This is a genomic window from Bacillus sp. (in: firmicutes) (genome assembly GCF_031983925.1).
Classification (GTDB): Bacteria; Bacillota; Bacilli; order Bacillales; family Bacillaceae_G; genus Bacillus_A; species Bacillus_A pacificus.
Genome location: NZ_DALYZR010000005.1, coordinates 239,744 through 251,366, shown reverse-complemented (window position 1 = coordinate 251,366; position 11,623 = coordinate 239,744). Strand labels below are relative to the sequence as shown.

Sequence of the window (11,623 nt, the reverse complement as noted above, 5' to 3'; positions counted from 1 at the left end):
CAATTGGTAGAGCAACTGACTTGTAATCAGTAGGTTGGGGGTTCAAGTCCTCTAGTCGGCATCCTTTAGGGGCATAGTTTAAAGGTAGAACTGAGGTCTCCAAAACCTCCAGTGTGGGTTCGATTCCTACTGCCCCTGTAAAGTATATGGGCCTATAGCTCAGCTGGTTAGAGCGCACGCCTGATAAGCGTGAGGTCGATGGTTCGAGTCCATTTAGGCCCACCATATATTATTCCGCAGTAGCTCAGTGGTAGAGCTATCGGCTGTTAACCGATCGGTCGTAGGTTCGAGTCCTACCTGCGGAGCCATGGCCCGTTGGTCAAGTGGTTAAGACACCGCCCTTTCACGGCGGTAACACGGGTTCGAATCCCGTACGGGTCATAAAAAAAAGAGTCAGCAATATGCTGACTCTTTTTTATTGTGCGTTCATTCTCCTTTATCAACTGATTTTCCTGAAATAAATAAAGGGATTTAGGAAAAGCTATGGTATGTATAAAAAGGAGGAGATACAAATGACACGAGTGAGAGACTTGATGAGCACTCATATTGTACAGTGTACACCGTTAGACAATGTATATGAAGCTGCTGTAAAGATGAAAGAAGAATCGATTGGATTGATTCCGGTTGTTGAAAATGAACAAGTTGTTGGTCTTGTTACGGACCGGGATTTAGTTGTTCGAGGGATTGCTGAAAAACATCCTGGATCTAATAAAATTACAAATGTAATGACAACAAACATTGTTTCAGTTTCTCCAGATGATCCTATTGAAAAGGCTACAGAGTTAATGGCGCAGTATCAAATTAGACGATTGCCAGTAGTTGAGAGTGGTCAACTCGTTGGGATGTTAGCACTAGGAGATTTAGCTATAAAAGAATCGGCAGATGATCAAGCCGGATTTGCTTTAAGTGAAATATCAGAGCATACGGAATGAAGAAAGACTTTACTTAGTGGAATACGTTACGTATAAAAATCAGATGCATTATTCTAGTATATAGGATTAAACAAATATGTTAGCATGATGCATCTGATACATTATATAATAAGTACATAGTTATTAATTTCGACAGTTTATTTAAATTTGTCATTCCTAATTATAAATAAGAGAAAAAATGATATACTGATAGATATAAGTATTATGATTGATTTCGAATATAACAATATTTATTGTTAATGATGTGATAATGGATTAATATTTCCTATGTAGACAAAAGGGAAGGGGAATTATATGAAGGCTGTACAGCGCGATCCAAATTGGAATTTGGTTACAGATACATATATAGAACCAAATAATTTCGCTGAATTATTTTCTTTGCTTGTACCTTGTCATCCAAAAGGTGAAGGGAAAGAACGAACTATATTAGTGTGGAAAGAAAAAGAATTTTATAAAGAAGAAAATTTAGCGGCATTTATCGTATATGGAATGAATAAAGCAAAGAATTTACCGCAATTTCATAAAGACGAAATTCCAACTTTAGTACGTATTCTTCGCTTATGCCAAGAAATTGGTTGGTATGAAGAAGCGAATACTTTTATGGTAACTCAAGGGCTAGCTGAGTTTGTTCATACTTCATTGGAATATGAAACGTGGGATCTTTTGACGCAGGCGGTGGCTTTAAACTATTTAATTATTAAATATCGTATTGGTGAATTAACTGATGGGGATGTAGAAATTTGGGATAGAGTTAAATTTAATGAGAAATGTATAACAGGCTGTAAACATCTATTATCTCATAAAGAAGTATTAGAATTTACATTTTTTTATATGTGTAAGAGAGCTAAGTCACTATCAAAAGAGCAATTAAATAGTGATATGATGAGTTTAGCGATGTATTGTAATACTTTTGTTTATGACTTATATACATATGATTTATTACGAAAGTATCGTAAGTGTACAGACTTTCTATCATATTATGGACCTAGTCAAGCGGTGTTAGCTTGCCAAAGGGCTGTACTTTCTCAAATTTCAGATCGATTAGACCCACTCAAGACTACTCATGTAGATGATTATTTATATGTAATGAAAGATATGATGGAGCATATGACGATAGGGATAATGGATCGATATGATCATTTTATTGGAAAGTTATTATCATATGTGCCATTTTTCGAAATGATCCAAGTTCCACAACATGCATATTATTGTGAAGAATTATTGTATATTTGTAAGGGCATTAAATATAAAGAAGAAATATTACGCAATTATATATTTATACAATTACATGACTGTTTACCATCTTTCTTTAAACTGTTTCTTAAAAATAAGCGTTATGCAACGATTCATGATATTTTGTTCTATTGGTGTGATGATGAACAAAGAATGAGCTTAGAGAAAAAATATAATCTTAGCTTTATTTATGAAAAATATGCTTGCGGGTAAAGAGCATTTTCTATATAAATTAAAAAGGATCTCAATTGTGAGATCCTTTTGTTATTAGTAAAGCAAGGAGAATGTAATTAAGACGAGAAATAACATTCCATAAAGGAGAAATTGTGCCGTATAGCTTCCTTGTATACCAAAAAAAGTATTTGTTTTTTTATAGAAATTCAATATATATTTTATCGGATTATCTTTGAAAGATTGGTACACAGTGTCTCCTCTTTCTAAGCTTCTTGTTCGTGTTTTTTGTTATTAGGGACATGAATGTATCTAGCTATGAATAATAAAATAGCCATAAAGAATACGGGAAATACGGTAGATAAATAAAAACCATTACTAATAATATTTGTTATTAAGGCACTTAATAACAAAATGGCATTATAAATATGGGCAATTTTTTGTTTTAGTTGAACTTGAAAAGCTTCCATCATAATTTCTAAAGCAACAAAAGCAATGATAATAGATAAAAATACAGTATTTGTATTATAAATTACTAAGCAACAGATTAAGCCTAAAAAGGCTAAGTATTCAATTAAGAGAGGTATATTGCGTGGCATACAATTTACCTAACTAAATATGGCAGTGGGTTTACTGCATTTGTTTTTTCAAAATTCCATTCTCCATTGTGCAATTCAAAATGAAGATGTTGCCCGTATGAATGACCTGTGTTGCCCATATGACCTACTAATTGTCCAGCTTGTACTTGATCACCAGCTTGTACAGTGCGATCTTTCATGTGAGCATAGACTGTTGTATATAATTTCCCGTTTATTTGATGGGCGATGAACACAACATTGCCATAGCTAGCTGAATAATATGATTTCACGACTTTACCTGCAGCCGCCGCCTGGATAGAGACATTACCCTGAGCTGCGATATCTATACCATAATGCATTTGTTCCCAGCGCATATCAAAGGTTGAGCTAATTTTTCCTTGAGTAGGGAATTTGAAAACGGCTGGAATGGAAGTAGGTTGAGCCGTTTGAGCTTGTGATTGATTTTGCACTACATAATGCTTTGCCACGTATCCGTATCCTGTGCCAAAACGAATTTTATACCAAGTTCCTACAGTTTCCACTACTTGTAATTGTGTACCATTTTGTAATGAACCAAGTAGTGCACTACTTGTACTAGCGTTGCTACGCACATTAAGTTTAGGTGTTGCAACTGTGTATTTCGTATTATTTTGAACTGTGATGCCTTTTACTAAAGGCTGCGAACCATTAGATACGAATGCCTTTTGTACGTAACCTGTTTTGCCATTATGTAAAATTTTATACCATTCACCTTGTTCTTCTTGAATAGTAACGAATTTCCCATTTGGTAATACATCTAAAATTGAAGATTCTAAATTAGGTTCAGAACGAACGTTTAATGCATTGGCATTGACGATATATTGATTATTAGATTGAAGTTTGTTTTTTAGTAGAATAGAATCTTTTTGTACGTAACCTACTTTATTATTAACAGATACTTTATACCAGCCATTAGTTGTTTCAAGTATATTCACTTTCGTATTAAAGCGAATTGTATCAATTGATGAGCTATTTGCGTTATCTTTTGTATGTAAGGCTACTTGATCGACTTTGACATATCCAGTTTTCACATTAGATAATTGTTCAGCGTTGGCTGTTTGTACATTTGTTTCTCCCATAGAAGGAAGTAAAGAAGCAATTGCGACAGTAGTTGCTGTTAAAGCAGTAGCTTTCATATTCATATAATAGAGACCTCCTCTAGTTGTATAGTTGTAATTTTATTATAGTATAAAGATATAATATAGTGGGTGTATTCACATAAATGTAATATGAAATCAATATAAAAATAAATTTTTTGAGGATAATGATTCCTTTTTATCCAATTCATTAGGATAATAATTTCTAAGATAGAATATAAGTATTATATGGTTTTGTTATTTTGTTGACAATTGAGAAAATTAAAACAGTTGATGATGTCTTATTACGATGTTATACTGACAGTGATAATTTTATAGTTTGCTAGGAGAGCTGGTGTTGCCAGCTGAGAGTAAGGCCTTAAGTCTTTGATCCTTTTTATTACCTGATCTAGATTATGCTAGCGTAGGGAAGCAATTCGGACACTAACAATGAGTCCCCGTTTCTTTGCGTATAGAAACGGGGCTTTTTTATTTGAAAATTTCATATTGAAACCACTAGGGGTGCTTGTTGTGCTGAGAGAGGAATAATCCTTAACCCTTACAGACCTGATCTAGGTAATACTAGCGAAGGGAAGTGGAGCAACGAATAAATTATAATTTTATTTGCTGTAACCACTTCTTATTTAGAAGTGGTTTTTTATTTAGATATATAAATTGAAAGGGGATAGAGAAATGAAATTTTGCGATAGATTATTAGAAACTGTACAACCAGTTTGGGAGATGAGTCATAATCATCCATTTGTTGTAGGTATGGGGGATGGTACGTTAGAAAAAGATAAGTTTCAGTATTATATTATTCAAGATTATTTATACTTGTTAGATTATGCAAAGTTATATGCGATCGGTGTTGTAAAGGCAACAAATCCACAAGTTATGGGGAAATTTGCTGAACAAATTGATGGGATATTAAATGGAGAAATGACCATTCATAAACAGTATGCAAAAAGACTTGGAATTTCTATAGAGGAGATAGAGTCTGCAAAGCCATCTGCTAAAAATTTAGCTTATACAAATTACATGATGTCTGTATCTCAAAATGGCACACTTGCGGAATTAATAGCAGCACTTCTTCCATGTATGTGGAGCTACTGGGAGATTGGAAAGCGTTTAAATGATATTCCTGGAGCAAGAGATCATGAGTTCTTTGGTGAGTGGATTCAAGGCTATAGCTCTGAAGAATATGGCAACCTTTGTGTTTGGTTAATCGATTTATTAAATGAAATGGCAGTTGGAAAGTCTGAAAAAGAGCTAGATCGATTAGAGGAGATTTTCCTATATTCCAGTCGATTTGAATATTTATTCTGGGATATGTCCTACCGTAAGGAGATGTGGGGATTTGAGGAGCAAGAACATACTACAGTTTCATAATGTTTCTTTTCATTATGATGAGAAGCCAATCATTAATGAATTAAATGCTTCTATACAAGATAAAGAGTTTGTAAGCATTATCGGACCGAGTGGATGCGGGAAAAGTACTTTATTTCGCCTTATTACAGGTTTAGAAGAAGCAAGTACGGGACAGATAGAGCTGACAGAGACAAAGAGCCATCCTGTAGGATATATGCCCCAAAAAGATATGCTCTTGCCGTGGAGAATGATTATTGAGAATGCTGCCCTGCCGTTAGAGTGCCAAGGTGTACAGAAGAAAGAAGCACAAATAAAGGCGAAGGAACTATTGCATAAATTTGGCTTACAAGGGTATGAGACAAAATATCCGAAAGATTTATCTGGTGGTATGAGACAACGTGTATCCTTTATTCGAACTTTATTAACAGGTGGGGAGATATTGCTGTTAGATGAACCGTTTAGTGCGTTGGATGCTTTAACGAAGGCCTCTTTGCAAGAATGGTTGTTTGAACAATGGAAAGAGTGGGAAAAAACAATTTTATTTATCACTCATGATGTGGAAGAAGCATTGTTTCTTTCTAATCGAATTTTAGTAGTAGAGCAGCAACCGATAACTACTTTAACCGAGAGGATTGTACCGCTTGATCATAATCGGACAAGGAAAGATTTATATAAACCAGAAGTATTAGCGCTGAAAGATGAGCTGCTTAGTATGTTGCAAAGGCAGGTACTCGTATGATGAACCGGTTGAAGGAGCTATTACCTGCTCTTACACTTTCTAGTATTTTACTTGCTCTTTGGGAAGTAGGCGCAAGAATTGTAGATGAAATGTACATTTTACCGTCACCGTCTGCGATTGTAATGAAGATATGGAAACTAAAAGACATATTATTTACAGTTCATTTGCCAGCAACATTATATGTCGTTTTAATAGGGGTGGCTATTTCTATCGTACTTGGGGTAGGGCTAGCGATGTTAATGAATGCGAGTACATGGATGGAGAGAGCATTTTATCCATTATTAGTTGCCTCGCAAACGATTCCTATTACAGCGCTTGCTCCGCTATTTGTTTTATGGTTTGGATATACGATTTGGAGTAAGGTTGTTGTTACGGTTTTAATTACGTTTTTCCCAATTGCGGTTAATACGTATGATGGACTGCGCAGTACGAAAAAAGAATGGGAAGAGCTTTTAGTTACGTATGGGGCAACGAAAAAAGATGTTTTTCTTAAATTAAAATTGCCGTCTGCTCTTCCTTATTTTTTCTCAGCTTTAAAAATTGCAGTACCGCTTAGTGTAATTGGGGCGGCAATTGGTGAATGGCTCGGTGCACAAGCGGGGCTAGGATATTTCAGTAAGAGAATGATGACGCAGTTAGACGGGGCAGGTGTATTTGCACCCATTGTATTGTTATCATTATTAGCTATTCTCTTCGTCATACTTATTTCGTTAGTAGAAAAAAAATTCATTAGTTGGAGGAAGCATTCATGAAATTTTTAAAGCGCATCTTTGTGTTTACATTATTAGTTGCAATGATTGCTGGATGTTCGAGTAATTCAGCATCGGAAAAAAGTAAAAAAGAGAAAGAAATAACGGTCATGCTTGATTGGTACCCAAATGCGGTACATAGCTTTATTTATGCGGCAATTGAAAAAGGTTACTTTAAAGAAGAAGGAGTAAAGGTAAATATTAAATTCCCTTCTAATCCGACTGACCCATTAACGTTAGCAGCTGCAGGAAAAGTAACAGTGGGCTTATATTATCAGCCAGATGTTGTCATGGCAAAAGCAAATGAACAAATTCCAGTGAAATCAATTGGGGCTGTTGTACGTTCACCATTAAATCATGTTGTATCGCTGAAGTCTGCAGGCATTCAATCGCCAAAAGATTTAGAGGGTAAAACAGTTGGATATTCTGGAACACCTTTAAGTGAGATGTATTTAAAAACGATGGTAAAAGAAGCTGGTGGTAATCCAGATACAGTGAAAGTAGTCGATGTTGGTTTTGATTTAGTACCAGCATTAATTACAAAAAAAGTGGATGCGGTAACGGGGGCATACATTAACCATGAAGTACCTGTTATGCGTCATGAAGGTCATGAACCAGCATACTTTAATCCAGCAGATTACGGTGTACCGAATTATCATGAGCTTGTATTTGTAACAGGTGATAAAACGTTGAAAAAAGATAAAGAAGCGTTGCAAGCTTTCTTACGTGGTACGAAAAAAGGTTATGATTTCATGAAGAAAAATCCAGATGAAGCATTAAATATTTTATTAAATCATCAGGAAAAAGAAAACTTCCCACTTGTACCAGAAGTTGAAAAAGAAAGTATGAAAATTTTATTAGAGAAAATGGAAACGAAGGATGAACCATTTTTATCAGATTCAAAAGAGTCATGGGAGAAACAAAATAAATGGTTGAAAGATAAAGGAATGACGAAAGAAATCGTTCCGGCCGATGAGTTATTCGAAAACATTTTAAAGTAGGCGAATGAATATGAAAAATGAGCTTCATGTAATCTCAAATGGTCACATGTCATTCGAAGAGTTAGTGAATGTAGCGATGCAAATTGAAAGTGAAATTGATTATTTGCATATTCGTGAGCGTGAGAAAAGCACGAAGGAATTGTATGAAGGTGTGGAAAGTCTTTTGAAGAAAGGCTTTCCAGCATCAAAAATAGTGATAAATGATCGAATTGATATTGCTATTTTATTAAACATTCCGCGCGTGCAGCTAGGATATCGAAGCGCAGATGTAAGGTCAGTGAAAGAAAAGTTTTCTTATTTGTACGTCGGTTATTCTGTACATTCTTTAGAAGAGGCGATTGATGCATTTAAGAATGGCGCGGATTCACTCGTTTATGGTCATGTATTTCCGACAGATTGTAAAAAAGGTGTGCCAGCGAGAGGGCTTGAAGAAATTTCAGACATTGCAAAGTGTTTATCCATACCGATTACAGCAATTGGAGGAATCACTCCGGAAAACACTGGAGATGTTCTTGCTAACGGCGTCAGTGGTATTGCTGTTATGTCTGGGATTATAAGTAGTAGTAACCCGTATAGCAAAGCGAAGTCTTATAAGGAATCAATAAGAAAGTGGGCGGAAAAACATGTGTAAGAAGTATGATGTAGCGATAATTGGCGGTGGTGTAATTGGTAGTTCAGTTGCACATTTTCTAGCAGAAAGAGGACATAAAATAGCGATTGTAGAGAAGCAACAGATTGCATCTGAAGCCTCGAAAGCAGCCGCTGGTTTACTTGGGGTGCAGGCAGAATGGGATGAGTATGACCCGCTATTTGAACTTGCTAGAGAAAGCCGTGCTATATTTCCACAACTTGCAGAAGTTTTACGTGAAAAAACAGGAATTGATATTGGGTATGAAGAGAAAGGCATTTATCGCATTGCTCAAAATGAAGAGGAGAAGGAAAGAATTCTTCATATTATGGATTGGCAGCAGAAAACCGGTGAAGATTCTTACTTTCTGGCGGGAGATCGTTTACGAGAGAAAGAGCCGTATTTATCTGAGTCAATTATAGGGGCTGTATATTATCCAAAAGATGGTCATGTTATTGCACCAGAGCTTACGAAAGCATTCGCACATTCCGCATCATTTTCGGGTGCTGATATATATGAACAGACAGAAGTGTTTGATATTCGTATTGAAAATAATAAAGTGACTGGAATTGTGACAAGCGAAGGTATGATCACTTGCGAGAAAGTTGTTATTGCAGGTGGCTCATGGAGCACGAAGTTACTAGGTTATTTTCACCGCGAATGGGGTACATATCCGGTTAAAGGAGAAGTAGTAGCGGTAAGAAGTAGAAAACCACTTTTAAAGGCGCCTATTTTCCAAGAAAGATTTTACATTGCACCAAAGCGCGGCGGACGTTACGTAATTGGAGCAACGATGAAGCCTCGTACGTTCAATAAAACTGTGCAACCAGAAAGTATTACTTCTATATTAGAGCGCGCGTATACAATATTGCCTGCTTTAAAAGAAGCTGAATGGGAAAGTGCATGGGCAGGATTAAGACCACAATCGAATCATGAAGCTCCTTATATGGGAGAGCATGAAGAAATAAAAGGTTTATATGCTTGCACGGGCCATTATCGAAACGGTATTTTATTAAGTCCTGTTTCTGGTCAATATATGGCTGATTTAATAGAAGGAAAGCAGGAGAATCACTTGCTAGATTCATTGCTTTCTAAAACAGTTTAGAAAGGGGATGGAAGTTTGAATTTAAAAATTAATGGTAATCAAATTGAAGTGCCAGAGAGTGTGAAAACAGTAGCTGAGCTACTTACACATTTAGAGTTAGATAACAGAATTGTTGTAGTAGAGCGTAATAAAGATATTTTACAAAAAGATGATCATACAGATACATCTGTTTTTGATGGAGACCAAATTGAGATTGTAACTTTCGTAGGAGGCGGTTGATTATGTTAAACATTGGACCATTTTCATTTCATTCTAGACTTTTATTAGGAACAGGAAAATTCCCTGATTTTGATGTGCAGCAAAAGGCAATTGATGTATCTGAGGCTGAGGTTTTAACGTTCGCAGTACGTCGTATGGATATATTTGATGCAAAGCAGCCTAATTTATTAGAGAAACTTGATGTGAAAAAATATACGTTATTACCGAATACTGCCGGAGCAAAAAATGCTGAAGAAGCTGTTCGTATTGCAAAATTAGCAAAAGCTTCAGGGCTTTGCGACATGATAAAGGTAGAAGTTATTGGTGATGATAGAACGTTATTACCTGATCCAGTAGAGACGTTAAAGGCATCTGAAATGTTACTAGAAGAAGGATTTATCGTACTTCCGTACACATCTGATGATGTTGTATTAGCACGTAAATTACAAGAACTTGGCGTGCATGCGATTATGCCAGGAGCATCTCCAATTGGATCAGGACTTGGTATTGTAAATCCATTGAATTTGAGCTTCATTATTGAACAAGCGACAGTACCAGTTATCGTTGATGCTGGTATTGGTAGCCCGGCTGATGCGGCATTTGCGATGGAATTAGGAGCAGATGGCGTGTTATTAAATACAGCTGTATCAGGAGCAAAAGATCCTATTAAAATGGCACAAGCAATGAAATTAAGTATTGAGGCAGGCCGTTTAGGATTTGAAGCAGGTCGTATTGGACGTAAGCGTTGTGCAACGGCAAGTAGTCCTTTAGAAGGAATGAGCGTAGTTGAATAATCGATATTCTCGCCAAGAACTATTTTCTCCAATTGGAGAAGAAGGACAGCAAAAGATAAGGGAAAAGCATGTGCTTATTATCGGCGCAGGTGCATTAGGTAGTGCAAATGCAGAAATGTTTGTAAGAGCTGGTGTTGGTACAGTAACGATTGTTGATCGAGATTATGTTGATTGGAGTAATTTACAAAGACAGCAATTGTATGCAGAGAGTGATGTGAAAAATAATCTTCCGAAAGCTGTAGCAGCGAAGAAGCGTCTAGAAGAGATTAATAGTGAAGTAAGAGTAGAAGCGCTCGTTCAAGATGTAACAGCTGAGGAGTTAGAAGAACTCGTTACAAACGTTGATGTAATGATTGATGCAACTGATAATTTTGAAACGCGTTTCATTGTGAATGATATAGCACAAAAACATTCTATTCCATGGATTTACGGAGCATGTGTAGGGAGTTACGGCCTTTCTTACACAATTCTTCCTAGTAAAACGCCATGTTTATCTTGTTTATTACAATCGATTCCGCTTGGCGGGGCGACATGTGATACAGCGGGGATTATATCACCTGCTGTATCTCTCGTCGTTTCTCATCAAGTAACGGAAGCTCTTAAACTGTTAGTAGAAGATTACGAATCGCTTCGAGATGGACTTGTATCGTTTGATGTATGGAAGAATGAATATTCATGTATGAATGTGCAAAAGCTTCGTAAGCACAATTGTCCTTCGTGCGGAGAGAATGCCTTGTATCCGTATTTAAATAAAGATAATACATCGAAAACAGCAGTGTTATGCGGGAGAAATACAGTTCAAATTAGACCACCTCATAAAGAGGAAATAGATTTTGAACGATATAAAGAGCTGCTGAATGATCGTGTGCATGATTTAAATGTAAATCCATATTTATTATCATTTTCTGTGGAAGAAAAGAGATTAGTTGCTTTTAAAGATGGTCGTGTACTTGTACATGGAACGAAAGATATAAGCGAAGCAAAGACGATTTATCATCGCTATTTTGGATAG

The 11,623-nt window shown here is 36.2% G+C and carries 13 protein-coding genes, 4 tRNA genes and 2 riboswitches; of the genes, 15 read left to right on the top strand and 2 right to left on the bottom strand.

The genetic code is table 11. The annotated features are described in order from the left end of the window. Positions 1–67 precede the first annotated feature (67 nt). The 6 genes from RTP99_RS18035 (at position 68) to RTP99_RS18010 (ending at position 2,378) form a co-directional block, all read left to right on the top strand. Positions 68–138: transfer RNA gene (locus RTP99_RS18035), tRNA-Trp, on the top strand. A 10-nt stretch (positions 139–148) separates the two neighbouring features. Continuing rightward, positions 149–225, top strand: a tRNA-Ile gene (locus RTP99_RS18030). A gap of 8 nt (positions 226–233) precedes the next feature. Further along, a tRNA-Asn gene (locus tag RTP99_RS18025) sits at positions 234–308 on the top strand. Position 309: 1 nt separating this feature from the next. After that, positions 310–381, top strand: a tRNA-Glu gene (locus tag RTP99_RS18020). A gap of 131 nt (positions 382–512) precedes the next feature. Then, a complete protein-coding gene (locus tag RTP99_RS18015) occupies positions 513–932 on the top strand; it encodes a CBS domain-containing protein (protein WP_000199016.1) in 420 nt (139 codons plus the stop codon). Between the two features lie 294 nt (positions 933–1,226). Beyond that, a complete protein-coding gene (locus RTP99_RS18010; protein ID WP_000648927.1) occupies positions 1,227–2,378 on the top strand; it encodes a DUF3965 domain-containing protein in 1,152 nt (383 codons plus the stop codon). Between the two features lie 224 nt (positions 2,379–2,602). On the opposite strand, the gene RTP99_RS18005 is transcribed toward RTP99_RS18010, so the two are convergent. Together RTP99_RS18005 and RTP99_RS18000 are read right to left on the bottom strand one after the other, a co-directional pair. Then, positions 2,603–2,935 (bottom strand): hypothetical protein, encoded by a 333-nt coding sequence (locus RTP99_RS18005; RefSeq protein ID WP_001137831.1) that lies wholly within the window; start codon positions 2,933–2,935, stop codon positions 2,603–2,605. Positions 2,936–2,940: 5 nt separating this feature from the next. Then, positions 2,941–4,095, bottom strand: coding sequence for an SH3 domain-containing protein (locus RTP99_RS18000; protein WP_001056060.1), 1,155 nt, complete (start codon positions 4,093–4,095; stop codon positions 2,941–2,943). A 269-nt stretch (positions 4,096–4,364) separates the two neighbouring features. Continuing rightward, positions 4,365–4,477: riboswitch (TPP riboswitch) on the top strand. 60 nt (positions 4,478–4,537) lie between these two features. Beyond that, a riboswitch (TPP riboswitch) is annotated at positions 4,538–4,640 on the top strand. An 82-nt stretch (positions 4,641–4,722) separates the two neighbouring features. Here RTP99_RS18000 and tenA point away from each other — a divergent pair. Genes tenA through thiF form a run of 9 tightly spaced genes read left to right on the top strand, consistent with a single transcriptional unit; the run spans position 4,723 to position 11,623 of the window. Beyond that, complete coding sequence (gene tenA / locus RTP99_RS17995; RefSeq protein WP_000666831.1) at positions 4,723–5,418, top strand: thiaminase II; 696 nt, start codon at positions 4,723–4,725, stop codon at positions 5,416–5,418. Continuing rightward, positions 5,387–6,136, top strand: a complete 750-nt coding sequence (locus tag RTP99_RS17990; protein ID WP_001256803.1) for an ABC transporter ATP-binding protein — start codon at positions 5,387–5,389, stop codon at positions 6,134–6,136. The genes tenA and RTP99_RS17990 overlap by 32 nt, the downstream gene beginning before the upstream one ends. Continuing rightward, positions 6,136–6,888: an ABC transporter permease gene (locus RTP99_RS17985; protein WP_011040017.1), complete on the top strand. Its 753-nt coding sequence runs from the start codon at positions 6,136–6,138 to the stop codon at positions 6,886–6,888. The genes RTP99_RS17990 and RTP99_RS17985 overlap by 1 nt, the downstream gene beginning before the upstream one ends. After that, entirely contained in the window at positions 6,885–7,886 is a 1,002-nt protein-coding gene (locus RTP99_RS17980; RefSeq protein WP_000670438.1) for an ABC transporter substrate-binding protein, read from the top strand. The genes RTP99_RS17985 and RTP99_RS17980 overlap by 4 nt, the downstream gene beginning before the upstream one ends. 10 nt (positions 7,887–7,896) lie before the next feature. Next, a complete protein-coding gene (gene tenI, locus RTP99_RS17975; protein WP_000787183.1) occupies positions 7,897–8,517 on the top strand; it encodes a thiazole tautomerase TenI in 621 nt (206 codons plus the stop codon). Further along, positions 8,510–9,619 carry a glycine oxidase ThiO gene (thiO, locus tag RTP99_RS17970; protein ID WP_000335168.1) on the top strand — a complete coding sequence of 370 codons (1,110 nt, stop codon included), beginning with the start codon at positions 8,510–8,512 and terminating at the stop codon, positions 9,617–9,619. Before tenI ends, thiO begins: the two co-directional genes overlap by 8 nt. 15 nt (positions 9,620–9,634) lie before the next feature. After that, positions 9,635–9,838, top strand: a complete 204-nt coding sequence (gene thiS, locus RTP99_RS17965; RefSeq protein ID WP_001049505.1) for a sulfur carrier protein ThiS — start codon at positions 9,635–9,637, stop codon at positions 9,836–9,838. Between the two features lie 2 nt (positions 9,839–9,840). After that, on the top strand, positions 9,841–10,611 hold the full coding sequence (gene thiG, locus RTP99_RS17960; RefSeq protein ID WP_000931996.1) for a thiazole synthase: 771 nt from the start codon (positions 9,841–9,843) through the stop codon (positions 10,609–10,611). Further along, complete coding sequence (gene thiF, locus RTP99_RS17955; protein ID WP_001065440.1) at positions 10,604–11,623, top strand: thiazole biosynthesis adenylyltransferase ThiF; 1,020 nt, start codon at positions 10,604–10,606, stop codon at positions 11,621–11,623. The genes thiG and thiF overlap by 8 nt, the downstream gene beginning before the upstream one ends.